The sequence below is a fragment of the Pseudoalteromonas sp. MelDa3 genome (assembly GCF_002863625.1).
Classification (GTDB): domain Bacteria; phylum Pseudomonadota; class Gammaproteobacteria; order Enterobacterales; family Alteromonadaceae; genus Pseudoalteromonas; species Pseudoalteromonas arctica.
Genome location: NZ_PJBR01000011.1, coordinates 1 through 25418, shown reverse-complemented (window position 1 = coordinate 25418; position 25418 = coordinate 1). Strand labels below are relative to the sequence as shown.

Genomic DNA, 25418 nt, shown 5'->3' with positions numbered 1-25418 from the left:
CAGCCCTAAGATGACAATGTTCTTATTAAGTTTTGGTAATCTTCTTTAATTTCGTGGCTTTCGTCACGTAGTGATTTTATCTTACGACATGCATGTAATACGGTCGTATGATCGCGTCCACCAAATGCGTCACCAATCTCAGGTAAGCTGTGATTAGTTAATTCTTTAGATAAGGCCATAGCTACTTGGCGCGGCCTCGCTATAGAGCGGCTGCGGCGCTTAGATAACAGGTCTGATATACGAATTCGATAGTACTCAGCAACAGTGCGCTGAATATTGTCTATGGTAACCAGTTTATCTTGCAAGGCAAGTAAATCGCGTAGCGCTTCTTTTACAAAATCGATTGAAATAGGACGACCGGTAAAGTTCGCATTAGCGATTACACGGTTAAGTGCACCCTCTAGCTCACGAACATTTGAACGTAATTTTTTGGCAATAAAAAAAGCAACTTCGTGTGGTAAGTTAATCTTACTTTGCTGGGCTTTTTTCATTAAAATAGCAACGCGTGTTTCAAGCTCTGGTGGCTCAATCGCAATTGTTAATCCCCAACCAAAACGTGATTTTAGCCTGTCTTCGACCCCTTCAATCTCTTTAGGGTAACGGTCAGAGGTTAAAATAATTTGTTGGTTGCCTTCAAGCAATGCATTAAAGGTATGAAAAAATTCTTCTTGTGAACGCTCTTTGTTAGCAAAAAATTGAATATCATCAATCATTAATGCATCAACACTACGGTAATAACGCTTAAATTCTTCTATCGCATTATTTTGAAGTGCCTTTACCATGTCTTGAACAAAGCGTTCTGAATGCATGTAAACAATTTTAGCATCTGGCTTATTTGCCATAATGCCATTACCTACTGCATGTAATAAGTGAGTTTTACCTAAACCAGTGCCACCGTATATAAATACAGGATTAAAAGCAGAGCCAGGATTGTCGGCAACCTGTGTGGCCGCAGCTTTTGCTAATTGGTTTGATTTACCTTCAACAAAGCTATCAAAAGTATAGTTTTCTTTAATGTTAGATTTGTAACCTGACTTAGGTGCAGGTTCAACAACTGGCTTTTGCTCGCGAGGCTGTTGTTTTGCTGAAGCGTGTGCACTTGGTGCCGATTGAGTTTCTATAACCGGTGCAGCTTGTGCATTTAATAAAGGTTTACTACCTACATCAAAACGTAGTTTTGGTGCTTCAACACCACAAATCTCTACTAGTAATTCGTTAATTCTATTTAGGTACTTTTCTCTCACCCAATCAAGCACAAAGCGATTAGGTGCATAAATCGTCAAGGTATCTTCGGTACTTTCTGCTTGTAGCGGTCTTACCCACATACTGAATTGCTGCGAAGGCAGCTCATCTTGCAATACATATAAACAACTTTGCCAAACCGACAGATACACAGTTAAACTCCCAGAGATATAATTTTTATTCCCGCACATCATTAATGATTATAAATCATACATTTATTGCGTTCAAATGGTCCAATAAGCGACCCAAGACCGCGTATTATGAAGACACTTTATCCACAAGTAAAAGATTGATTTTTATAAAATTGTTGATATCGATGTATAAAATCATTAACAAGCTGATTTAAAACAGTTTTTATTTTAGATCCTGAGAGGAGATCATAACAAAATAACACCAAGATCGCGAACCAAATTTACGATCCAATTTACTTTTCCCCCGCTTTTATTCACTTTTTATACAGGGGCTGTGGAAAACTTCTTATTTATGATGATCCTAACAGATCGCCTTATATGATCTCTTATATAGTAGTAGGTGGGTTATATACCCTTAACGTAATTATGATTGACTTTACATTACTTACTCTATAATATCTCGCGCTCGCAATGGCACCTATGCCAGGATCGCGACCTGTATAGGATGTTTTAACTTTAACCGATCGGATGAGATTGTTATGAAAAGAACTTTTCAACCTAGCGTTTTAAAACGCAAACGTGCACACGGCTTCCGTGCTCGCATGGCAACTGTAAATGGCCGTAAAGTATTAGCACGTCGCCGCGCTAAAGGCCGCAAAGTTCTTTCTGCTTAATTTATAAGTGGAAGACTTTAGCTTTGGCAGGGAGTTACGTCTGTTAACTCCCTCGCATTACTCTCGCATATTTAATGAACCCGCTCGGGCTGCAACTCCTTTCTTTACTCTATTAGCTAAACCAAATGACCAAGAAAAACCTCGGTTAGGTCTTACTGTTGCTAAAAAACGTGTAAAAAAGGCATGCCAACGAAACCGTATTAAACGTCTCGCTCGCGAAAGTTTTCGTTTAAATCAACACAGCATCGATAATATTGATATTGTGCTTATGGTTAAAAATGGTATTGATGAGCAGTCTAATGAAGAAATAACCAAACAACTTACTAAATTATGGCGAAAAATTAACGAACGCTGTAAACCAGGTGCACCTAAACCGCCACCTTTTAAGAAACGCCCAAACAAATCAGCTAAATCTAACAAACAAACCTAATTGCAATAGAATTGCAGGGTTAATTAATGTATCTTTAGCTCACCTTTTAATCATGCATTTAAATTTTCTAATTGAGTCTTTAAATACATGATATCTATCTCACTAAACTTAAGTAGGGGCATAAACATCATGAGGTTACTTAAACCACTTGTTGCTTTACCAACTTTTTGTTTAGTGTTATTTATCCGCGGTTATCAAAAGTGGATTAGCCCGCTGTTAGGTCCGCATTGTCGTTTTAATCCAACCTGTTCTAGTTATGCTATTCAAGCAATTAAATTGCATGGATCGGTAAAAGGTAGTTGGTTAGCTTTAAAACGCATATTAAAATGCCATCCTTTACATTCAGGCGGAGACGACCCCGTTCCTGAAAAATTAACCCATATTAACCACCAACACGAGAAATAAGAGCTGTTATGGAATCGCAACGCACGTTTTTATTAATTGGCCTAATGCTAGTGTCGTTTTTATTGTTCCAAGAATGGGATAATGATTACAACAAGCCTAAAGTCGATCCAAGTGCCACAACACAAACACTACAAGCAAATTCACCAGAGTCGGATGATTATATTCCTTCATCGTCAGATTCAGAGTTACCTGCTTCAGCAACTTTAGCTAAGCGTTCAGTTATTGAAATTACAACTGACGTTTTTAAAGTTAAAATTGACACCAAAGGCGGTGACATTGTTGAAACAGACCTTCTTCAATACGAAGAGACAAAAGGCAGTGACACGCCTTATATGCTTCTTGGTCAGCTTGATGGTGGCAAACAATACTTTTCACAAAGTGGCTTAATTGGTTTAAATGGCCCTGACGGATCAGCTAATGGTCGCCCTACTTATAGTACCGAACAAAAATCATATACCTTAACGGGTGATGAGCTTCGCGTTCCACTTCAGTTTACTGATAGTAATGGTGTTAGTTTTACTAAAACGTATGTATTCAAAAAAGGTCAGTATGACGTAGGCTTAGAATACAAAATTAACAACACTACCAGCGCACCTCTTCAAGTACAGCTATACACGCAAATTAAGCGTACCGTACAAGAAAAAGGTAGCATGGTTGATCAAAACTATTTAGGTGCTGCATACGGTACTGATGAAGAAAAATACGAAAAGTATAGTTTTTCAGATATGGCTGATAAAAACCTAAATAAAAGCACACAAGGTGGTTACGTTGCCTTTATTCAACATTACTTTGTAAGTGCTTGGGTTCCAATGCAGGATCAATCAAATACACTTTATAGCTTAATTACAAAAAGTAATGCCGCTATTATTGGTGCTAAAGATCCCGCTGTAAATATTCAAGCTGGTAGTGAGCAAACATTAACTGCTACTTATTATATGGGCCCGAAAGAGTCAGATATTCTTGAAGCGATTCACCCAGACCTAGACCTAACCGTAGATTACGGTTGGTTATTTTTTATCTCGCAACCTTTATTTGTATTGCTAAAATGGCTACACAGCATTTTAGGTAACTGGGGTGTAGCAATTATTGCCATCACTATTATCGTTAAATCGTTAATGTACCCACTTACTAAAGCGCAATACACTTCAATGGCAAAAATGCGTGCCCTACAGCCTAAAATGGCAGCCCTTAAAGAAAAGTTTGGTGATGACCGTCAAAAGTTCGGCCAAGCAACTATGGAAATGTACAAAAAAGAAAAAGTTAACCCAATGGGTGGCTGTTTCCCTATTTTGCTACAAATGCCAATTTTCTTAGCCTTATTCTACGTATTCTTAGAGTCTACTGAACTTCGCCATGCTGAATTCATTTTTTGGTTAACTGACCTTTCTGCGAAAGACCCGTACTACGTATTGCCAATATTATTTGGTGCGAGTATGTTTGTAACGCAAAAGCTACAACCTATGACGGTTACTGATCCAATGCAGCAAAAAATGATGACCTTTATGCCGGTTATCTTCTCTGTATTCTTCTTATGGTTCCCATCTGGTTTAGTTCTTTACTGGTTAGTGTCTAACCTTATTTCTATTGTCCAGATGTTAATCATCTACCGTGGCATGGAAAAGAAAGGAATTAAAGTAAGAGGCTAACTAAGCTCCTACTTATATAAAGGCGACTTCGGTCGCCTTTTTTATTGCCTGTTTTTCACCACAGCTATTCGCTACAAATAAATCGATAGGTTACAATACGGGCATAAAGTTACTCATCGTTGGCAAATTAATAGCATGATCAATCAAGATACAATTGCAGCACAAGCAACAGCACCTGGACGTGGTGGTGTTGGTATTATTCGCGTTTCAGGTAGCCTTGCTAAAAGTGTCGCCGAAAAAGTAGTAGGTAAAATACCTAAAGTTCGCTACGCCGATTATGTGCCATTTAAAAGCCTTGCTGGCGAGCAACTTGATCAAGGTATTGCCATTTACTTTGCAGGTCCTAACTCATTTACTGGTGAAGACGTACTTGAATTACAAGGCCACGGCGGTCCTGTAGTACTGGATATGTTACTTAAAGAAATTAGTAAAATAGAGGGCGTTCGTTTAGCAAAGCCTGGTGAGTTTTCTGAGCGCGCATTTATGAATGACAAGCTTGATTTAACACAAGCAGAAGCTATCGCCGACTTAATTAATGCCACTAGCGAGCAAGCCGCTAAAAGCGCCCTACAGTCTCTCCAAGGTGAATTTTCTAAGCACATAGAAACACTCGTAGAAAAAGTAATTCACTTACGCATGTATGTAGAAGCGGCAATAGATTTTCCTGATGAAGAAATTGATTTTTTATCAGATGGTAAAGTGTCAGGCGACTTAGACGCGATTATTACTCAGCTTAACACTGTAACCAACCAAGCCAAGCAAGGTAGCATCATGCGCGAAGGTATGCGTGTTGTTATTGCAGGTCGCCCTAATGCGGGTAAATCAAGCCTGCTTAACGCTCTAGCCGGTCGTGAAGCCGCAATCGTAACAGAAATAGCCGGTACCACTCGCGACGTACTACGAGAGCATATACATATAGATGGTATGCCACTGCATATTATAGATACAGCAGGCCTACGCGAAAGCCCAGACAGAGTAGAACAAATAGGTATTGAGCGTGCATGGGATGAAATAAACCAAGCCGACCGCGTTTTATTTATGCTTGATGGCACTGACACTATAGATACTGACCCGCACAAAATTTGGCCTGAATTTATGGCAAAATTACCAGAAGGTATGGGGGTTACGGTCATCAGAAATAAAGCTGATTTATCGGGCGACATAGTCGGAATGGAGCAAGAGCAACAATACCCGGTCATCAGCTTAAGTGCTAAAAATGCTGACGGTATTGAACTTGTTCGCGAGCATTTAAAAGCTTGTATAGGCTTTCAAGGTGCAACAGAAGGTGGCTTTATGGCGCGCCGTCGTCATTTGGATGCACTAGAAAGTGCTGCGTATCATTTAGAAACGGGTAAAACACAGTTAGAAATGCACATTGCTGGTGAAATACTCGCTGAAGAACTGCGTTTAACACAGCAGTATTTGAATGAAATAACCGGTGAATTTACCTCAGACGACTTACTTGGCAAAATATTTAGCTCGTTTTGTATTGGTAAATAAACACCCTATTACATATATATTTTTATTATAAGAGCACTTAGGTGCTCTTTTTTTATGTAAAATATTCTGCTGTAAAATATGTATTTATACACCTGATGCCTGCAAATTACTGCCAATAAAATCATATCCAAAACTACCTTTGTTACGTGCTAAGAGAGGTCTGATTATATAGAGTAGGCAATACTGAGAGTGCTTATTGGGGGAATTAATAGCACAAATTACACCTATTATTAAGGCTAAAACCGATGCCTTTTCAAACAACCGCACGCTTTAATAGCGTTATATGTCATACAAAAAGTAGTTATAAATGGCTTCCTTATACTTGCTTTAGCTCACAAAAATGCACTAAAACACACCCCATACACGCAAAAAATGATGCTATTCGCTCAATTAAAGAGCTAAAAAACACTGATTAGTACTCTAAAAAGCTTACTTTTGACAACATATAATTTGATAATCACTGTGATTTTTAAATAAAATAACTCAACTGCTAAGTATTCAAAACTTTTGATCTGCTAACTCCACCAGCAAAATTAATAAAAATAGCAGCTCTAAATTCGCATAAAATTAAAAATACCGAGATCACTTATCCACAATACCTAATTTTCAGCTCAAATAAATACCAAAACTAGGTAAATCAGCTGCAAAAACCTCATGATCAATTGTAATTTATCTATTTATGAACTTATTTTTAATTAATTTCATTAGATCTGCTTTATTAGATCATTTTTAAAAATTATTTTCGATCTAAATTTAAGGTTATCAACAGGCTTTATATCCACATTATGATCAACATGTATTTTTAATTGGGATATTTATAATTTAATTTTTTACTGACAAGTAATATCAATAACTTAGCGAATATAAAACAACCTAAAAAAACAGTTTAAGCAGAGCTTTCCCCACTGTTATCAACAACTTGATCAGAAGATTACATTTAAAGATAATTTGTTAAACACTATATTATCAACAACTTAAAGACACAATTTTGAATGAGTGTAAAATTACCGCAAAAATAGTTATACAAAAAAGCACTCTTAACTTTACTGTTATCCTCACTCAGTTATCATAGGCGGCAATTAAAACCAATGTGATCACTAATATTCATGAGTTCAGTAAATCTTATTGTCGGCAGCCAAATGGGATCAGCCGAGTATGTTGCAGAGCAATTAAGCGACGCGCTTAATAACCTTGGTATTACTACGCAACTACATGATCAACCTGAATTTAGCGATATTGATCAGCAAAATACCATTTGGTTAATCTGCACATCAACTTATGGTGCAGGTGATTACCCTGAAAATCTTATTAGTTTTGTTGAAGATGTAACTCAAGCAGATGATTTATCTGAATTAAAATATTCAGTAATCGCTTTAGGCGACACTAGTTATGACACTTATAACCTAGCAGGACGTAATATAGATGCCTTATTAACTCAAAAAGGCGCTATAAAAGTAGCAGAACGTTTAGAGCTTAATATTCTCGATGAAGCACTACCAGAAGACACTGCATTAACATGGTTAGACTCTTGGATAGCTCAAACAGGCATAAAATAGATAGATCAAGTAAAAAGTTATATATAAAGTTACCCACAATTTACTAATAATTTAATAGGTTTTGTGGATAAAGATTGAATAAACTGCGTTTTAAAGCATGCTTATCCATTGGATAAGATCCAACTGATTCAACCCTGTGCATAAAGTGCCTTTTTGATCAGAGCTTATTTGCTGGATGATCCGATCATATTAACACCTTTAGATCTGATCTAATTTCATGTTTTAAATGAAGATCTAAACCTTATCAACAGAAAAGTCGATCAGTAGTAGTAATAGTAATAAAAGATCTCTTTAAAAGATCCTTTATATTATTAGAGATCACATACTTAGATCTTGCCCTTTGTTTAATCATTTATCTTCTGCCAATTTCTAGGTAGAATACGCTCCCTTTTGAAGTTTACCGGTTTGATTTAAGTAGGATCCCATTAATGATTTTTCACGAAAATTTTGACGTTATCGTAGTAGGTGGTGGACATGCTGGCACTGAAGCCGCATTAGCAGCTGCCCGTATGGGGATGAATACCCTGCTACTGACTCACAATATGGATACCCTTGGTCAAATGTCTTGCAACCCAGCAATTGGTGGGATTGGCAAAGGTCATTTGGTAAAAGAGATCGACGCGCTTGGTGGTGCAATGGCACAGGCCATTGATAAAGGCGGGATCCAATTTCGTACACTAAATTCTTCAAAAGGACCTGCTGTTCGTGCTACTCGAGCACAAGCAGATCGCGCTTTGTACAAAGCGGCTATTCAAACAACATTACAAAACCAAGATAACCTTAAGATTTTTCAACAATCATGTGATGATCTTATTGTTGAAAACGATCGTGTTACTGGCGTAGTAACTCAAATGGGTTTACGTTTTAGTGCACCAAGTGTTGTTTTAACCGTGGGTACTTTTTTAGGCGGCTTAATTCATATTGGTTTAGAAAATTATAAAGGCGGTCGCGCAGGCGATCCTCCTTCAATCGCTTTAGCTGATCGCTTACGTGAACATCCATTTAGAGTTGATCGTTTAAAAACAGGTACACCTCCACGTATTGATGCACGTACTGTTGATTTTACAAAAATGGAAGCACAGCCAGGTGATACACCAACTCCTGTGTTTTCGTTTATGGGTAAACAATCAGATCACCCACAACAGATACCGTGTTACATAACTTACACAAACGAAAAAACACATGATGTTATTCGTAAAAACTTACATCGCTCACCTATGTACTCAGGTGTTATTGAAGGTATTGGTCCACGATACTGCCCTTCAATTGAAGATAAAATTGTTCGTTTTGCAGATAAAGATAAACATCAAATATTTGTTGAGCCTGAAGGTTTAACATCATACGAATTATACCCAAATGGTATTTCGACTAGTTTACCGTTTGATGTACAACTTGAAATTGTGCAATCGATTACAGGTTTTGAAAATGCACATATTTGTCGACCTGGTTACGCAATTGAATATGATTACTTTGATCCACGTGATTTAAAACAATCTTTAGAAACTAAATTTATTGAAGGTTTATTTTTTGCGGGTCAAATTAACGGTACTACCGGCTATGAAGAAGCGGGTGCACAAGGCTTAATTGCAGGTATGAATGCTGCACTAAAAGTGCAAGGCAAAGATTCTTGGACACCACGTCGTGATGAAGCTTACGTTGGCGTATTAATCGACGACTTAGCAACACTGGGTACAAAAGAACCATACCGCATGTTTACCAGTCGTGCCGAATACCGTTTATTACTTCGTGAAGATAATGCTGATATTCGTTTAACTGAAAAAGGCCGTGAGCTAGGTTTGGTTAATGACGAACGCTGGCAGGCATTTAACGAAAAAATGGAAGTAATCGAAAAAGAGAAGCAACGCATTAAAGATACATGGATCCATAAGGATCATGCCGTTGTAGATCAAGTAAACGCATTACTTAAAACTCCGCTTACACGTGAAGCAAGTTTAGAGGAACTACTGCGTCGTCCTGAGATCCGTTATAACGATCTTATGGCTATAGAAGGATTAGGCTCTGAATTTACAAACAAAGCGGCATTAGAACAAGTTGAAATCCATACTAAGTACGCAGGTTACATTGCGCGTCAACAAGATGAGATCAACAAACAGCTTCGTCATGAGCAAACAATTTTACCAAAAGAGTTTGATTATAAAACCGTATCTGGTTTGTCAAATGAGGTAGTTGCCAAGCTTATTGAGTCGCGTCCTGACACTATTGGTCAAGCATCGCGTATTTCTGGTATCACCCCAGCGGCGATTTCGCTATTATTAGTGTATCTGAAGAAGCAAGGCTTATTACGCAAATCCGCGTAACGGTAAGGGTACATAGTGTTACAGCAACAATTAACTACATTGTTAGCGCAAACTGATATTGCGCTAACAGAAAAACAACAGCAACAGCTAGTTCGTTACGTCGAGTTATTGAATAAGTGGAATAAGGCTTATAACTTAACCTCAGTACGCTTACCTGAAGAAATGATGATTAAGCATATTATGGATAGCTTAGTTGTTGCGCCTTACTTACCCGGTCATCATTATATTGATGTTGGAACGGGTCCCGGATTACCGGGTATCGTATTAGCAATTGCATTACCTAATACACATTTTGTGTTATTAGATAGCTTAGGTAAACGTGTACGATTTTTAATGCATGTTAAACATGAGCTTGGTCTTGATAATGTAACCCCGGTTCAGTCAAGAGTTGAAGAATATCAACCAAGTGTTAAATTAGACGGCGTACTAAGTCGTGCTTTTGCTTCATTACAAGATATGGTTGACTGGTGTTCGCACTTAATCGATCATTCGGGTAAATTTATAGCACTTAAAGGCGTGTTCCCTAGCGAAGAGCTAGAGTCACTACCTGCAGGCGTTAAGTTTGAGCAAAAAATTGCATTAGAAGTACCTAATTTAGATGCACAACGACATTTAATTATTCTTTCTAAAGACTAGGGATCAGAGACACCGTGGCAAAAGTCATCGCATTAGCAAATCAAAAAGGTGGAGTGGGTAAAACTACAACCGCTGTTAACCTCGCTGCGTCTATGGCTGCAACGAAACGTAAAGTGCTGTTAATTGATCTCGATCCGCAAGGTAATGCGACTATGGGTAGTGGCGTAGATAAGTATGGCGACGTGCCAACTATTTACGACTTACTTATTGAAGATAAACCTATAGAAGACGTTATCATCAAAGAAACGTCTGGTGAATACCACATGATTGCTGCAAACGGTGATGTAACCGCTGCAGAAGTTAAATTGATGGAATTATTTGCCCGTGAAGTGCGTTTACGTAACGCACTTGAAAAAATTCAGGACCAGTACGAATTTATTTTTATCGACTGTCCACCCTCTCTAAATATGTTAACTGTTAATGCAATGGCCGCAGCTGATTCTATTTTAGTGCCAATGCAGTGTGAGTATTATGCACTTGAAGGGTTAACCGCATTAATGGATACGATTACGCAACTTGCTAAGTTAGTGAATCCTAGCTTACAAATTGAAGGCATACTTCGTACTATGTACGACCCGCGTAACCGTTTGGCAAATGATGTATCAGAACAATTAAAACAACATTTTGGCGATAAAGTATACCGTACGGTGATCCCGCGTAATGTTCGTTTAGCTGAAGCACCCAGTTTTGGTACTCCTGCTATGTACTATGACCGGGCATCAAGTGGCGCTAAAGCGTATTTAGCACTCGCTGGTGAAATGTTACGCAGAAAAGAAAAAACAGCGTCCGTTGTCGCCTAACTTTGAGGTAAAAAAATAACATGTCTGCTAAAAAACGAGGTTTAGGCCGAGGACTCGATGCACTTTTAAGTTCGTCAAAGCCTGCACCAAGCCCAAGCAAGGAACAAGACACATCAAACGTTTCTGAGGCTATGCAAAATGCCGCGGCTAATAATAGTGAATTACAAAAACTCCCAATAGAGTTCTTACACTCTGGTAAATACCAACCTCGTAAAGACATGTCTGAAGAGGCGCTAGAAGAGCTTGCTAGTTCTATTCGCTCACAAGGTATTATTCAACCTATTGTTGTGCGCCCTATTGCACACAATAGCTTTGAGATTATTGCTGGTGAGCGTCGTTGGCGCGCAGCGCAAATAGCTAAGCTTGAAACAGTACCGTGTATTATTAAAGATGTACCTGATGAAGCTGCCGTTGCGATTGCACTGATAGAAAACATTCAGCGTGAAGACTTAAATGCCATGGAAGAAGCGGTTGCACTTAATCGTTTACTAATAGAATTTGAGTTAACACATCAGCAAGTAGCCGATGCAGTGGGTAAATCACGTACGACTGTAACTAACTTACTGCGTTTAAATAACTTAAATAACGATGTAAAGATTCTGTTAGAGCATGGCGATATTGAAATGGGCCATGCTCGTTGCCTGTTAGCACTTGAAGGTGAAGCGCAGTCAGATGCTGCTCGTTTAGCTGTAGCTAAAGCATTAACAGTTCGAGAAACTGAAAAGCTCGTACGTTCAATTATAGAACCTTTACCTGCTAAAGAAATAACCGAAAAAGATCCAGATGTTAAGCAGTTAGAACAACAACTCGCTGAAAATCTAGGTGCTAAAGTAGAGATTAACTACAATAAAAAAGGCAAAGGTAAACTGGTTATTTCGTATACTAACCTAGATGAACTTGACGGCATTTTAAATCGTATCAATCACGACAATACCCACCATTAGTTTTCTACATGTCTAAAAAGGGACATTTGTAGCTATTTCGTGTTACAAAGCATCTACTCAAGTTGCAAAACTGGCAGGATTAAGTATAATTTCGCCAGTTTTCACACCCTAACAATTAGAACGCAATAAAGGTTAACTAAACGTGACTGATAAGTTAGCGAGTCCATATCGACTTGCCGTATTAAAGTTAATTTGCCTTCAGGGTGTTGTAGCATTAGTTGCTGCTGTAATTATTTTTTTTAGTTCGGGAGTCAATGCCTCGCTTTCATCACTCGCTGGTGGAGCTGTAGCAGTACTTCCGCACTTTGTATTTGCACTTTATGCATTCAGATATATGGGTGCAAGTCGAGCAAATCAAGCGTATGCCTCGTTGAAACGCGGCAACGGATTAAAGTTTATGCTAACAATTGTATTGTTTGCGCTGGTACTGAAGCATTTTCCGGTAATTTTATTACCCTTTTTTAGTACTTATATACTGGCGCTCTTTACTGGATTGTTCGCACCCGTTTTTTTTAAACATTAACTTTTGGGATATAACATGGCAGCAGAAGAAGTTACTCTATCTGGCCATATCCAGCACCATTTGACCAATGCTAAGATGTGTTCGACCGATACAGGTCTCGCCTTCAATAAAGCATGTACGGACAGTGGATTCTGGACATGGCATATAGATACCCTTGCATGGTCTATCGGTTTAGGTCTTATATTTTTATGGATCTTTCGTAGTGCCGCTAAAAAATCAACACTAGGTGTACCTGGAAAATTTCAGTGTTTTATTGAAATAATCGTAGAATTTGTTGGCGACAACGTACGCGATACTTTCCATGGTAAAAGCAAGCTTATTGCACCATTAGCCTTAACGATTTTCGTTTGGGTGTTCTTAATGAACTTAATGGATTTAATACCAGTTGATTTCATTCCAGCACTTGCAGGTTTCGTTGGTGAGACTGCATTTGGTATGGATTCACACGATGTGTACATGAAAATTGTACCAACGACTGACATTAATATGACTTCAGCGCTAGCGCTGGGTGTATTTATACTAATGGTTGGCTTTTCAATCAAAATAAAAGGTATTGGCGGGTTTATTAAAGAGTTAACGCTTCATCCGTTCAACTCAAATAACGTGTTCGTTCAAATTATTTTGATACCATTTAACTTATTACTTGAACTGATTGCACTCGTTTCTAAACCGTTTTCATTAGCACTACGTTTGTTTGGTAACTTATATGCGGGTGAGTTGATTTTCATCTTGATCGGCGCTATCGGTTTTATGCAACTACCGTTGCACTTTGTTTGGGCAGTATTCCATATTCTAGTTATTACATTACAAGCATTCTTATTCATGATGCTTACGATTGTATACCTAAGCATGGCAAGTTCAGATAATCACTAATTTTTAGATTTACAATTTTACTTTTACTTTTAACTTTACAATTGAAACTTTGGAGAAATAAATGGAAGCTTTAGAATTATTAACAGGCTTAAAATACATCGCAGTAGCTTTACTAATCGGTTTTGGTGCAATCGGCACAGCAATCGGCTTTGGTAACATGGGCGGTAAATTCCTTGAAGCATGTGCGCGTCAACCTGAGCTTGCACCTTCGCTACAAGTTAAGATGTTTATTCTTGCTGGTCTAATCGATGCTGTAGCAATGATTGGTGTTGGTATCGCTATGGTATTGTTGTTCGTACTTTAATTTTATTCTTTGAACAGCTTACTATTTAAGGAGGAGCGGTTGTGAATTTAAACGCCACTCTTATCGGTGAATTGATTGCGTTTACGGTGTTCGTATTATTTTGTATGAAATACGTATGGCCACCACTAAACGGTGCAATTGAAGCTCGCCAGAAAAAAATCGAAGATGGTTTAGCTGCCTCTGATAGAGCCGAAAAAGACTTAGAACTTGCGCAAAAGAAAGCTGCTGAACAGCTTAAAGATGCAAAAGCTCAAGCGGCTGATATCATTGATCAAGCTAAAAAGCGTGCAGTGCTAATTGTTGACGAAGAAACACTTCGTGGTCAACAAGAGCGTGAAAGTATCATTGCTCAAGGGCACTCTGAAGTTGAGTCTGAACGTAATCGCATAACAGAAGAACTACGTAAGCAAGTAGCAACTCTGGCAGTGATTGGCGCAGAACGTATTTTAGAGCGTGAAATTAATCAAGCCGCACATAGTGACATCGTTGAAAAACTTGTCGCTGAGCTGTAATTAGGAGGGTATGAGCATGTCTAATTTGACTACTATCGCTCGCCCATACGCTAAAGCGGCTTTTGAACTTGCCGTTGAGAAAGGCACTCTAGAAAGCTGGAATGATATGTTGTTCTTTGCAGGCCATGTAGCCAGCAATGAGCAAGCATCGTCTGTTTTAGCGAGTATGCCTACAGCTACTGCACAAGCTGAATTATTTATTCAACTTTGTGCTGAGCAGCTCAACGAACAAGGTCAGAACCTAGTTAAGGTGATGGCTGAAAATGGACGTTTGACAGCTCTACCTGAAGTTGCACAGTTATTTGCTGAATTTAAAGCAGAATACGATAAAGAAATCGAAGTAGATGTGATTTCTGCAACTCCTCTTGTTGCTGCGCAACAAGAGTCATTGGTAGCGGCACTTGAAAAACGTTTCGCACGCAAAGTTAAGCTGAATTGTAGTGAAGACGCGTCAGTGGTTGGTGGACTTATTATTAGGTCTGGCGACACTGTAATCGACGGTACTATTCGCGGTAAATTAAACCGCTTAGCTACAACACTACAATCGTAATTGGGAAAAAGAGCATGCAACTTAATTCCACTGAAATTTCAGATCTGATCAAACAACGTATTGAGAAGTTCGAAGTTGTAAGTGAAGCTCGTAACGAAGGTACTATTGTATCTGTTACTGACGGTATCATCCGCATCCACGGTCTTGCTGACTGTATGCAAGGTGAAATGATTGAGCTTCCTGGCAGCCGTTATGCTATCGCACTAAACCTTGAGCGCGACTCAATTGGTGCAGTAGTAATGGGTCCGTACGCTGACCTTACTGAAGGCGTAAAAGTATATACAACTGGTCGTATTTTAGAAGTTCCTGTTGGTCCTGGTTTACTTGGTCGTGTTGTAAACACACTAGGTGCTCCAATCGATGGTAAAGGCGCTCTAGATAACGACGGGTTTGAACCTGTAGAAAAAATTGCACCGGGTGTAATCGAGCGTAAATCTGTAGATGAGCCAGTTCAAACTGGTTATAAATCTATTGATGCGATGATTCCAGTTGGTCGTGGTCAACGTGAACTTATCATTGGGGATCGCCAAACAGGTAAAACTGCACTAGCAATCGATGCAATCATCAATCAAAAAGACACAGGCGTTAAGTGTGTGTACGTTGCGATTGGTCAAAAAGCATCTACTATTGCAAACGTAGTTCGTAAATTAGAAGAGCATGGTGCACTAGCAAATACTATCGTAGTTGTTGCATCTGCTTCTGAATCTGCGGCACTTCAGTACTTAGCACCGTTCGCGGGCTGTACTATGGGTGAATACTTCCGTGACCGTGGTGAAAACGCATTAATCGTATATGATGATTTGTCTAAGCAAGCAGTTGCTTACCGTCAAATTTCATTACTACTTAAGCGTCCACCAGGCCGTGAAGCATACCCAGGTGACGTATTCTATCTTCACTCTCGTCTTTTAGAGCGTGCATCGCGTGTAAACGCAGATTACGTTGAAAAGTTCACTAATGGTGAAGTGAAAGGTAAAACTGGTTCATTGACGGCATTGCCAATCATTGAAACTCAAGGCGGCGACGTTTCTGCGTTCGTACCGACTAACGTTATCTCTATCACCGATGGTCAGATCTTCTTAGAAACTGACTTATTCAACTCAGGTATCCGTCCGGCAGTAAATGCTGGTATCTCGGTATCGCGTGTTGGTGGTGCTGCACAAACTAAAATCGTTAAGAAACTAGGTGGCGGTATTCGTCTAGCCCTAGCTCAGTACCGTGAATTAGCTGCGTTTTCGCAGTTCGCGTCTGACCTTGATGATGCAACTCGTGCTCAACTTGAGCATGGTGAGCGTGTAACAGAGCTAATGAAGCAGAAACAGTACGCGCCAATGTCTGTTGCTGATATGTCTTTGTCGTTATTTGCTGCTGAAAAAGGCTTCCTTCAAGACATCGAAATCGCGAAAATCGGTGACTTTGAAGCAGCTTTACTTTCGTATGCAAATAGCACATACGCAGAGCTTGTGGCTCAAATCAATGAAACTGGTAACTTGAATGCCGAGATCGAAGCGCAGCTTAAAGAACTTCTAACGAAGTTCAAGTCTACGCAAACTTGGTAATTTAGTTATTAATGGTGCGCTTTAGGAAACTAAAGCACACCTTGATTCGGAGAGAGAGTCATGGCCAGCGGAAAAGAGATTAAAAGCAAGATCGGGAGTATTAAAAATACTCAAAAGATCACTAGCGCAATGGAAATGGTTGCTGCGTCTAAAATGAAAAGGGCGCAAGAACGCGTTGCTTCAAGCCGTCCATACGCTGACAAATTACGTGAAGTAATTGGTCGTGTTGCTCAAGCAAATCTTGATTTTACTCACCCGTTCTTAAAAGATCGTGAAGTGAAACGAGTTGGTTATATTGTTATCTCTACAGACCGTGGTCTGTGTGGCGGTCTAAACTCAAACGAGTTTAAGAAAGTTGCACTTGATGTTAAAGCGTGGAAAGAAAAAGGTGTTGATGCTGAATTTGCTACTTTAGGTAGTAAAGCAGCTGGCTTCTTTCAACGTTTTGGTGGTCAACTACTCGCTAAAAAAGCGGGCCTAGGAGATAAACCTTCAGTACAAGACGTTATTGGTCCTGTAAAAGTTATGCTTGATGCATTTTCTGAAGGCAAAATAGACCGTTTATTCTTGGTATATAACAAATTCGTTAATACCATGAGGCAAGAGCCAATTATAGATCAGTTACTCCCTTTGCCAAAAGCTGAAGAAGAAGTATCTGCTCACACATGGGATTACTTATACGAGCCAAATCCAGAGGCTATTTTAGAGTCTTTGTTAGTACGCTTTATTGAGTCTCAAGCATACCAAGGTGTGGTAGAAAATGCTGCCTCTGAACAGGCTGCTCGTATGGTTGCAATGAAAGCTGCAACTGATAACGCAGGTGACCTTATGGACGAGCTACAGCTTGTTTATAACAAGGCTCGCCAAGCAGCAATCACACAAGAAATTAGTGAGATTTGTTCTGGCTCAGCAGCAGTTTAATGCTTCGGGTAAAGATTAACGAGAGGAATAGACATGAGTTTAGGTAAGGTCGTCCAAATTATCGGCGCCGTTGTGGATATTGAATTTCCACAAGATAGCGTGCCAGCGGTATACCACGCACTAAGAGTAACAGATGGCGATTTAGCTGGTTTGACTCTAGAAGTTCAACAACAGCTAGGTGGCGGTGTAGTGCGTACTATCGCTATGGGTACTACTGATGGTTTACGTCGTAGTGCTTTAGTTATGAATACAGGTGAATCGATTCAAGTTCCAGTTGGTAAAGCAACACTTGGTCGTATCATGAACGTACTTGGTGAGCCAATCGATGAAGCGGGTCCAATCGGCGAAGAAGACCGTATGTCTATTCACCGTGCAGCACCTTCATACGAAGAGCAATCAAGTTCAGTTGAACTTTTAGAAACTGGTATCAAGGTTATCGACCTTGTATGTCCGTTTGCTAAAGGTGGTAAAGTTGGTTTATTCGGTGGTGCCGGTGTTGGTAAAACTGTAAACATGATGGAACTTATCCGTAACATCGCAATCGAGCACAGCGGCTACTCAGTATTCGCAGGTGTTGGTGAGCGTACACGTGAGGGTAACGATTTCTACCATGAGATGAACGATTCAAACGTACTTGATAAAGTATCGCTTGTATACGGTCAGATGAACGAGCCTCCAGGTAACCGTTTACGCGTAGCGTTAACAGGTCTTACTATGGCTGAAAAGTTCCGTGATGAAGGTCGCGATGTACTTTTCTTCGTAGATAACATCTACCGTTATACTCTTGCTGGTACAGAAGTATCTGCACTACTTGGTCGTATGCCATCAGCGGTAGGTTACCAGCCTACACTTGCTGAAGAAATGGGTGTGCTTCAAGAGCGTATCGCTTCTACTAAGACGGGTTCAATTACATCAATCCAAGCGGTATACGTACCTGCGGATGATTTAACGGATCCATCTCCAGCAACTACCTTTGCTCACTTAGACGCAACAGTAGTACTTTCACGTGATATCGCATCACTTGGTATCTACCCAGCGGTAGACCCACTTGATTCATCTTCACGTCAACTTGACCCACAAGTAATTGGTCAAGAGCACTACGATACAGCACGTGGCGTTCAAACAGTTCTTCAGCGTTATAAAGAACTTAAAGACATCATTGCAATCCTAGGTATGGACGAGCTTTCTGACGAAGATAAGCAACTTGTATCTCGTGCACGTAAAATCCAACGTTTCCTATCTCAGCCATTCTTCGTGGCAGAGGTGTTTACAGGCGCGTCTGGTAAATACGTATCACTGAAAGATACAATTTCTGGCTTTAAAGGCATCTTAAACGGTGAATTTGATGATATGCCAGAGCAAGCGTTCTACATGGTTGGCTCTATCGAAGAAGCTCAAGAAAAAGCCAAAGGCATGTAACTAGGAGGGTAGTATGACAGCTATGACTGTACATCTTGACGTAGTAAGCGCTGAGCAGAGTTTGTTCTCTGGTCTTGTTGAATCGATTCAAGTATCTGGTAGTGAAGGCGAGCTGGGTGTAAACCTAGGCCATGCTCCACTACTAACTGCCCTTAAACCTGGTATGGTACGTTTAGTTAAGCAATTTGGTCACGAAGATGTGATATATGTTGCTGGCGGTACATTAGAAGTTCAACCAAATCACATCACGATTCTTGCAGATACTGCGGTTCGTGGTGAAGATTTAGATGAAGATTCTGTACAAAAAGCTAAACGTGAAGCTGAAGAACATATGGCGAATTCGTCAGCTGTTGAGTTTGATTATCAGCAAGCGGCTACGCGACTGGCAGAAGCAGTTGCTCAGTTACGCGTAATTCAGCAATTACGTCACAAGTAAGCCTATCCGGTTTGTAAAAAGCCCACTTTAAGTGGGCTTTTTTGTGCCTGTTACTTTTGTATTTACACTAAATACCTTAGTCCGATTATTATCTACACTTTTACACTTATATCCTGCCGGAATCCTCGCTACAATAACGTCATCCAATTAAGTGTGTTTTTTCAGTCAAGATTCAGTACTAATAAACTAACCTACTGAGTATTTGCACAAGAAGTGATTTACGTAATCTTCTGATCAAACATAAGACTTATTTAGCTAAAACAACGAAAAAAGGAAATTGTTTTAATGGCTCTAACAACTATTATTCTTGCTGCGGGTAAAGGTACTCGTATGCGCTCTGCTCTACCTAAAGTTTTGCACAAAGTTGCAGGTAAACCAATGGTGCAGCACGTTATTGATAATGCGATGGCATTAGGTGCAACGACTACAAACCTAGTTTACGGACACGGCGGCGAACTATTACAACAACAACTTGCCGATAACAATGTAAATTGGGTACTTCAAGCTGAACAACTTGGTACTGGCCACGCAGTAGCGCAAGCCAACTCTCATGTTAATGATGAAGACACGGTATTAATTTTATACGGTGATGTACCACTAACAAAACAATCAACACTAGAGCGTTTATTAGCCGCAACACCTAAAAATGGTTTAGCTGTATTAACGGTAAATTTGGTAAACCCAAATGGCTATGGTCGAATGCTTCGTGCCGGTGGTAAGTTAGTTGGTATTGTTGAGCAAAAAGATTCAAGTCCAGAGCAGTTACTTATTAACGAAGTAAATACAGGCATTATGGCTGTTAACGGTAAGCTATTAAAAACATGGTTAGGTAACTTATCTAACAATAATGCACAAGGCGAGTACTACTTAACAGATATCGTTGCAATGGCTCACAGTGAAGGCGTAGAAATCACTTCAGCTCAGCCAGACCATGCAATGGAAGTTGAGGGCGCAAATAACCGCGTACAACTTGCAGGCTTAGAGCGCGCTTACCAAGCATGGCAAGCAGAAGAGTTAATGTTAAATGGCGCAACACTTGCTGACCCTGCGCGTATTGATGTGCGAGGAACAGTTACCACCGGTGAAGATGTACTTATCGACGTAAACGTTATTTTTGAAGGCACGGTCACGCTTGGTAATAATGTACAAATAGGTTCTAACTGTGTCCTTAAAAATTGTAGTATTGGTGATAACGTTATTATTAAAGCTAATACACTGATTGAAGATGCCACAGTTGCAGATAAGTGTACGCTTGGTCCTTATGCTCGCCTTCGCCCAGGCGCTGTAATGGAAGAAGACTCACACATTGGTAACTTTGTTGAGATGAAAAAAACCCGTCTAGGTAAAGGCTCTAAAGCCAACCACTTAAGTTATTTAGGTGATGCTGAAATTGGCGAAAAAGTGAATATTGGCGCTGGCACTATTACCTGTAACTACGATGGTGTTAACAAAGCAAAAACTATTATTGGCGATAATGCCTTTATTGGTTCTAATTCATCACTCGTTGCCCCAGTAAATATAGGCGCAACTGCAACAATTGGTGCAGGCTCTGTGATCACCAGTACCGTTGAAGATGACCAATTAGCAATAGCACGCTCTAAACAGCGTAATTTAACGGGTTGGAAACGCCCAGTTAAAAAATAACAATAGAGGCTACTTAGGTAGCCTTTTTTATTTTAGCTGAAGTTTAAATTGCTCTTTATAGCGTCTAGACAAGTTAAGTACTTTACCTGTTGTTAGTTTTATTTCACTGTCGCCACTGGGGAGTGCTGTAATGGACTCCACTTTATCGAGTTTTACGCCATGGCTGCGGTGAATTCTACAAAACCCCTGCACTTCAAGTTGTTTGCTCAATGCTGTAAGCGTTGCCCTTAAAGGATATATACGTGAGCCTATATGTAGGTTTACATAATTACCCGACGATTCAAGCCAATCAACATCCTCTATTTTTATAATGAATTCTTTTCCGAGCTTTTTAACCAATAAGCGATTTATGGTCGATGTTGTTTGCTGCTCACTTTCTTCAATTGAAGAAGCTTCACCTAATAATTGCTGCACCACATATTGATATACTTTGATAAGTACGATGAAAAATACAAAGCTTATAGCATCTTTCTGGTATTCATAAATAAGCTCAAACCAACTAAGTCCAAAGTTGTAAGACCCATCATTCAACAAATATATGAATTTACGAACCCCTACCATAATACCAACGTGTAACACGCTGAATATAATAGAGGCACCAAAGTACATACCTAATGAGGCTGTAATGTTTTGCCAATTAAAAGGTAAGTATCTTAAAAACCAAATTAAAATAGGGAATATAAGCAAAGTACTCAAGGCACTTGAATACTCCCAAACAAAAGGTTCCCACATTAAAAATGTTAAAACACCCTCTCTTTGGGCTTCCATTATTTGGGTTGTAGCGTTTACTGTATTATTAATTAATACGTAAGCACACAGTAATACTGATGCGTAAATGCTTTGAAAACGTTGAAAGTGCTGTAGGTTCATAAATATATGCTTATTGCTGATGTGGCACGCTTATCCCTGTATACCACCTTTTATCACTATTGCTTGTAATATAAGCACTTATAGATAGTTTTAGCGAGAGCTTTAGGTATGAATAACGCATAACATACATAAAGTAGTAAAAGCATGAGCACTCAAGTACAACAACCTTCATTAGTTAATTCGCGTAAATATTATCTTGATTGGCTTAGGATAATCGCATTTGCGTCGCTAATTTTTTATCACATTGGCATGTTGTATAGCGAAAACTGGGGATTTCATTTTAAAAGTAATTATACATCACAGTATGTTGAATATTTAATGTTGGTGTTTTCACCTTGGCGCATGTTGCTCATTTGGTTTATATCGGGCGTAGCACTGCGTTTTATGATTGATAAAGTAAGCGGCTTTAAGCCTTGGTTATTGTTCACTTTAAATCGTTCCATTTTTTTACTATTACCCTTGCTGGTGGGATTATGGCTAATAGTGCCTTTTCAGCTGTTTGCAGAAATGTCGCAGCAAGGTGTTATTGATATTAGCTATTGGCAATTTTATTTAGCTTTTATAGAGACGAACAATACGCTTTTTATTAATTATCAGTCTGGAGTGTGGCCGAATGTGGATGTAAATCACTTATGGTATTTGCGCTCGTTGTGGCAATTTATGCTGATCATTATTGTTTTAACTCTTTTTGCACGCTTGCCCTTTATTGCGCCTTTAAAAACATTTGTTAAAGGGGGTATGTCATTTGGGTTTTTAATTACCTTGCTCATTATTGCCAAACTATTTACAAGCCATTACTTAACTGGCGATTCAATCAGAGAGACTAACGGCTTAATACTGCTACTCTCAGGATACATACTTGCTAAAAACACTTACTTTTGGAACTGCTTAAATAAAAACTTGGTATTACTGGCTTTGAGTTTTGCGGTTTTGTTTGTACTTATAATATTAAGTTATCAGAAGGTGTTTACTCTTCCTCATTTTATTTTAATCGGTAGCTACAATATTCAACGTGTTGTAGGTGTATTTTTTGTACTTGCGTTCGCTCACCGATTTTTAAATTTTAATACTTACTATTTAAAACAGCTCAATGTATGGGTGTTTCCCTTTTATTTATTGCATCAAAGCATTTTGATTATTTTGTGTTTTTTACTACAGCCTTTAAGTTTAGGGCCTGTTGCTGAACCATTAATTATTATTACAGGGACTTGGTCTTTTTGCGGTGTTATTACATGGGGTATTACACGTATTGATGTACTTAGACCTTTGCTAGGGGTTGCAATTAAACGAGATTATTCCCCTACTGTAAAAATTCTTGGTTATACGGCCGCTTTAATTTTAATAACTCCGCTAGCGTATAAGCTAATTACTTAGACTGAGGGGGTGTATTAAAACTGCCATAATCTTGTCATGCCTGTGTGTTGATATTTAGCAAATACAATACTAAGGAAAATTACATGTTTAAAAAATCAATTATTGCGCTGTCACTTATATCTGTTCTTACTGGTTGCTCACTTGATGGTGACGATGGTCAAAACGGCTCTCAAGGATTACAGGGAGAACAAGGCACAGGTGGGACTAATGGGTTAAATGGTATAAATGCCAATTCAGCATTAAATATTAACCTTGTGGGTAGAGGTGTATTAAATGCACAAAGCCCAGAAGGTGCAGCTGAAATAGTTGCATATCAAGCATCTAAAAAATGGATTTACGCTATTAACAGTTCAGGTGATGACGCTGTTGTTAATATTTTACCCGCCGACACCTTTGATACTGCCGCACTCGTTAAAGATAACGAAGGGGTTATCAGCGCCACAAATTTAACATCCGTTATTACGTTGCCTTTAAACGAGCATACCCAAGGCGATGCAAACAGCATTGCTATTGATGAAAATAACAATCTACTTGCAGTGGCAATGGCTGCTGAAAGCACGGGTGATACAGGTCAAATTGCTTTTTACGATATAAGCGGCGACTCACCTGTATTTATTAAAAATGTTACAGTCGGATTTTTACCAGACATGGTGACGTTCACCCATGATGGCGCAAAGGCAGTGGTTGCTAACGAAGGTGAACCAAGTGGCGACTACAGCGTAGATCCTGAAGGTTCTATTAGTATTATCGATATAACAAATAATGTAATAGCCGATACAGCAATAAATATTGATTTTAAAGCCTATAACAACAAACAAACCGAACTAGAAGCGCAAGGGGTCGTTTTTGCAAACCCAAATGGTCGTACTATTAACGGTAATCTAATAAATACCACAGTAGCTATGGATTTAGAGCCCGAGTACGTTAGCATTTCTAAAGATAACAAATATGCTTATGTATCTATTCAAGAAAACAATGCACTTGCAATAGTTAACCTACAAGACAACAGTCTTGAGCTAAAGGGCTTAGGCTTTAAAGATTGGTCAAGCTTACAACTTGATGCCTCAGATAAAGACGGCGGCGTTAATTTTAAATCATACCCAGGGCTCTATGGTATGTACCAGCCCGATACTATCTCAAGCTTTAGTTGGAAAGGCGCTAACTTTATAGTTACTGCCAACGAAGGTGACGCAAGAGAATACTTTTTTGATACAACGGATGAAGCAGACTGTATAGCAAAGGGCGGGCTTGATTTCGATAAAGACGATGGCTGCTTAGCTTATATAGATGAGAGCCGCGTTGAAGACTTAACGCTTGCTACTAATTTTGATTACTTAAATAATGACGATGATGATATTGGTCGCTTAAAAGTAACAACAATAAAAGGCGATACCAATAACGACGGGCAATACGAATCGCTTTACGGCTATGGCGCACGTTCTTTTACTATTTGGGATAGCAATGGGCTGGTGGTTTTTGATTCAGGTGACGATATAGCACGTATAACAGCATCTGTGCATGGTGAATCATTTAACAATAATGAAGATGAAAACAAAGGTGACTCACGTTCAGATGATAAAGGCGCAGAGCCTGAAGCGCTGACTATTGGTAAAATTGACGATCGTACATTTGCTTTTGTTGGATTAGAACGTATGGGCGGTATTATGGTTTACGACATTACTAATCCATACAATGTGCAATTTGAAGACTACTTCTATAATAGAGGCTTAATTAAAGGAGCGAATATTACAGGCGATTTGGCACCTGAAGGAATGGTATTCGTTTCAGCAGAGCAAAGTGCAACAGGAAATCCACTCTTAATTGTTGGAAATGAAATATCAGGCTCTATTGCCGTATGGGAAATAGCATCTAAATAAATCTTTAATTTTAAATAAAGCTGTGTGTTGTTTGTTTAACATACAGCTTAGTTTAAACCTTACTAATACATCATCAATTGATACATAAATTATGAGTGTTTTTTAAACTAAAAGTATCCTGCAGCCCTTTATTTGTATAGCTTTCATACTAAATTCATTTAATTGTCAAAAAGCTGAAATAAAACATTGACCCCCGCTCGAATCTCCCTATAATGCGACCCCACTGAGACAGGAAACGCCAACGCATAGCGAGGCACGAACTACTCAGAGAGTTAAG

At 39.2% G+C, this 25418-nt stretch carries 24 protein-coding genes; 22 read left to right on the top strand and 2 right to left on the bottom strand.

What is annotated here, in order from left to right; genetic code table 11:
• Nucleotides 1-5 precede the first annotated feature (5 nt).
• Nucleotides 6-1394, bottom strand: coding sequence for a chromosomal replication initiator protein DnaA (gene dnaA, locus CXF89_RS04340; protein ID WP_010555148.1), 1389 nt, complete (start codon nucleotides 1392-1394; stop codon nucleotides 6-8).
• A gap of 518 nt (nucleotides 1395-1912) precedes the next feature.
• Here dnaA and rpmH point away from each other — a divergent pair.
• From rpmH to glmU, 20 genes are all read left to right on the top strand, one after another.
• Nucleotides 1913-2047 carry a 50S ribosomal protein L34 gene (rpmH, locus tag CXF89_RS04335; protein ID WP_004335215.1) on the top strand — a complete coding sequence of 45 codons (135 nt, stop codon included), beginning with the start codon at nucleotides 1913-1915 and terminating at the stop codon, nucleotides 2045-2047.
• Nucleotides 2048-2054: 7 nt separating this feature from the next.
• Nucleotides 2055-2477 (top strand): ribonuclease P protein component, encoded by a 423-nt coding sequence (gene rnpA, locus CXF89_RS04330; protein ID WP_007584204.1) that lies wholly within the window; start codon nucleotides 2055-2057, stop codon nucleotides 2475-2477.
• A 129-nt stretch (nucleotides 2478-2606) separates the two neighbouring features.
• Nucleotides 2607-2882 (top strand): membrane protein insertion efficiency factor YidD, encoded by a 276-nt coding sequence (gene yidD, locus CXF89_RS04325; protein ID WP_008138026.1) that lies wholly within the window; start codon nucleotides 2607-2609, stop codon nucleotides 2880-2882.
• An 8-nt stretch (nucleotides 2883-2890) separates the two neighbouring features.
• A complete protein-coding gene (gene yidC, locus CXF89_RS04320) occupies nucleotides 2891-4528 on the top strand; it encodes a membrane protein insertase YidC (RefSeq protein WP_024607967.1) in 1638 nt (545 codons plus the stop codon).
• 135 nt (nucleotides 4529-4663) lie between these two features.
• Nucleotides 4664-6028 carry a tRNA uridine-5-carboxymethylaminomethyl(34) synthesis GTPase MnmE gene (gene mnmE, locus CXF89_RS04315; protein ID WP_007584209.1) on the top strand — a complete coding sequence of 455 codons (1365 nt, stop codon included), beginning with the start codon at nucleotides 4664-4666 and terminating at the stop codon, nucleotides 6026-6028.
• Between the two features lie 1106 nt (nucleotides 6029-7134).
• On the top strand, nucleotides 7135-7584 hold the full coding sequence (gene mioC / locus CXF89_RS04310; RefSeq protein WP_024591277.1) for an FMN-binding protein MioC: 450 nt from the start codon (nucleotides 7135-7137) through the stop codon (nucleotides 7582-7584).
• Nucleotides 7585-8012: 428 nt separating this feature from the next.
• Nucleotides 8013-9902: a tRNA uridine-5-carboxymethylaminomethyl(34) synthesis enzyme MnmG gene (mnmG, locus tag CXF89_RS04305; RefSeq protein WP_007585991.1), complete on the top strand. Its 1890-nt coding sequence runs from the start codon at nucleotides 8013-8015 to the stop codon at nucleotides 9900-9902.
• Nucleotides 9903-9917: 15 nt separating this feature from the next.
• Nucleotides 9918-10538, top strand: coding sequence for a 16S rRNA (guanine(527)-N(7))-methyltransferase RsmG (gene rsmG / locus CXF89_RS04300; protein WP_121953909.1), 621 nt, complete (start codon nucleotides 9918-9920; stop codon nucleotides 10536-10538).
• Nucleotides 10539-10552: 14 nt separating this feature from the next.
• On the top strand, nucleotides 10553-11338 hold the full coding sequence (locus CXF89_RS04295) for a ParA family protein (RefSeq protein WP_004335235.1): 786 nt from the start codon (nucleotides 10553-10555) through the stop codon (nucleotides 11336-11338).
• A gap of 20 nt (nucleotides 11339-11358) precedes the next feature.
• A complete protein-coding gene (locus CXF89_RS04290; RefSeq protein WP_121953908.1) occupies nucleotides 11359-12282 on the top strand; it encodes a ParB/RepB/Spo0J family partition protein in 924 nt (307 codons plus the stop codon).
• Nucleotides 12283-12424: 142 nt separating this feature from the next.
• Nucleotides 12425-12805: an ATP synthase subunit I gene (locus CXF89_RS04285; RefSeq protein ID WP_007585983.1), complete on the top strand. Its 381-nt coding sequence runs from the start codon at nucleotides 12425-12427 to the stop codon at nucleotides 12803-12805.
• Between the two features lie 15 nt (nucleotides 12806-12820).
• Nucleotides 12821-13678, top strand: a complete 858-nt coding sequence (atpB, locus tag CXF89_RS04280) for a F0F1 ATP synthase subunit A (protein WP_121953907.1) — start codon at nucleotides 12821-12823, stop codon at nucleotides 13676-13678.
• A 61-nt stretch (nucleotides 13679-13739) separates the two neighbouring features.
• Entirely contained in the window at nucleotides 13740-13982 is a 243-nt protein-coding gene (atpE, locus tag CXF89_RS04275; RefSeq protein WP_007585980.1) for a F0F1 ATP synthase subunit C, read from the top strand.
• 41 nt (nucleotides 13983-14023) lie between these two features.
• On the top strand, nucleotides 14024-14494 hold the full coding sequence (gene atpF / locus CXF89_RS04270; protein ID WP_004335264.1) for a F0F1 ATP synthase subunit B: 471 nt from the start codon (nucleotides 14024-14026) through the stop codon (nucleotides 14492-14494).
• A 16-nt stretch (nucleotides 14495-14510) separates the two neighbouring features.
• Nucleotides 14511-15044, top strand: a complete 534-nt coding sequence (atpH, locus tag CXF89_RS04265; protein ID WP_007585978.1) for a F0F1 ATP synthase subunit delta — start codon at nucleotides 14511-14513, stop codon at nucleotides 15042-15044.
• A 14-nt stretch (nucleotides 15045-15058) separates the two neighbouring features.
• The gene (gene atpA, locus CXF89_RS04260) at nucleotides 15059-16600 is read left to right on the top strand and encodes a F0F1 ATP synthase subunit alpha (RefSeq protein ID WP_007585976.1); all 1542 of its coding nucleotides are present in this window, start codon (nucleotides 15059-15061) and stop codon (nucleotides 16598-16600) included.
• A 60-nt stretch (nucleotides 16601-16660) separates the two neighbouring features.
• A complete protein-coding gene (gene atpG, locus CXF89_RS04255) occupies nucleotides 16661-17521 on the top strand; it encodes a F0F1 ATP synthase subunit gamma (RefSeq protein ID WP_007585974.1) in 861 nt (286 codons plus the stop codon).
• A 33-nt stretch (nucleotides 17522-17554) separates the two neighbouring features.
• On the top strand, nucleotides 17555-18940 hold the full coding sequence (gene atpD / locus CXF89_RS04250; protein WP_007585971.1) for a F0F1 ATP synthase subunit beta: 1386 nt from the start codon (nucleotides 17555-17557) through the stop codon (nucleotides 18938-18940).
• Nucleotides 18941-18953: 13 nt separating this feature from the next.
• Complete coding sequence (locus CXF89_RS04245; RefSeq protein ID WP_007377666.1) at nucleotides 18954-19376, top strand: F0F1 ATP synthase subunit epsilon; 423 nt, start codon at nucleotides 18954-18956, stop codon at nucleotides 19374-19376.
• Nucleotides 19377-19661: 285 nt separating this feature from the next.
• Complete coding sequence (gene glmU / locus CXF89_RS04240; RefSeq protein ID WP_121953906.1) at nucleotides 19662-21020, top strand: bifunctional UDP-N-acetylglucosamine diphosphorylase/glucosamine-1-phosphate N-acetyltransferase GlmU; 1359 nt, start codon at nucleotides 19662-19664, stop codon at nucleotides 21018-21020.
• 27 nt (nucleotides 21021-21047) lie between these two features.
• Here glmU and CXF89_RS04235 read toward each other — a convergent pair whose 3' ends face one another.
• Nucleotides 21048-21890, bottom strand: a complete 843-nt coding sequence (locus CXF89_RS04235; protein WP_121953905.1) for a LytR/AlgR family response regulator transcription factor — start codon at nucleotides 21888-21890, stop codon at nucleotides 21048-21050.
• A gap of 144 nt (nucleotides 21891-22034) precedes the next feature.
• On the opposite strand from CXF89_RS04235, the gene CXF89_RS04230 reads away from it, so the two are divergent.
• Both CXF89_RS04230 and CXF89_RS04225 read left to right on the top strand, forming a co-directional pair.
• On the top strand, nucleotides 22035-23264 hold the full coding sequence (locus CXF89_RS04230) for an acyltransferase family protein (protein ID WP_121953904.1): 1230 nt from the start codon (nucleotides 22035-22037) through the stop codon (nucleotides 23262-23264).
• An 83-nt stretch (nucleotides 23265-23347) separates the two neighbouring features.
• Nucleotides 23348-25141 carry a choice-of-anchor I family protein gene (locus CXF89_RS04225; RefSeq protein ID WP_121953903.1) on the top strand — a complete coding sequence of 598 codons (1794 nt, stop codon included), beginning with the start codon at nucleotides 23348-23350 and terminating at the stop codon, nucleotides 25139-25141.
• Nucleotides 25142-25418 lie beyond the last annotated feature (277 nt).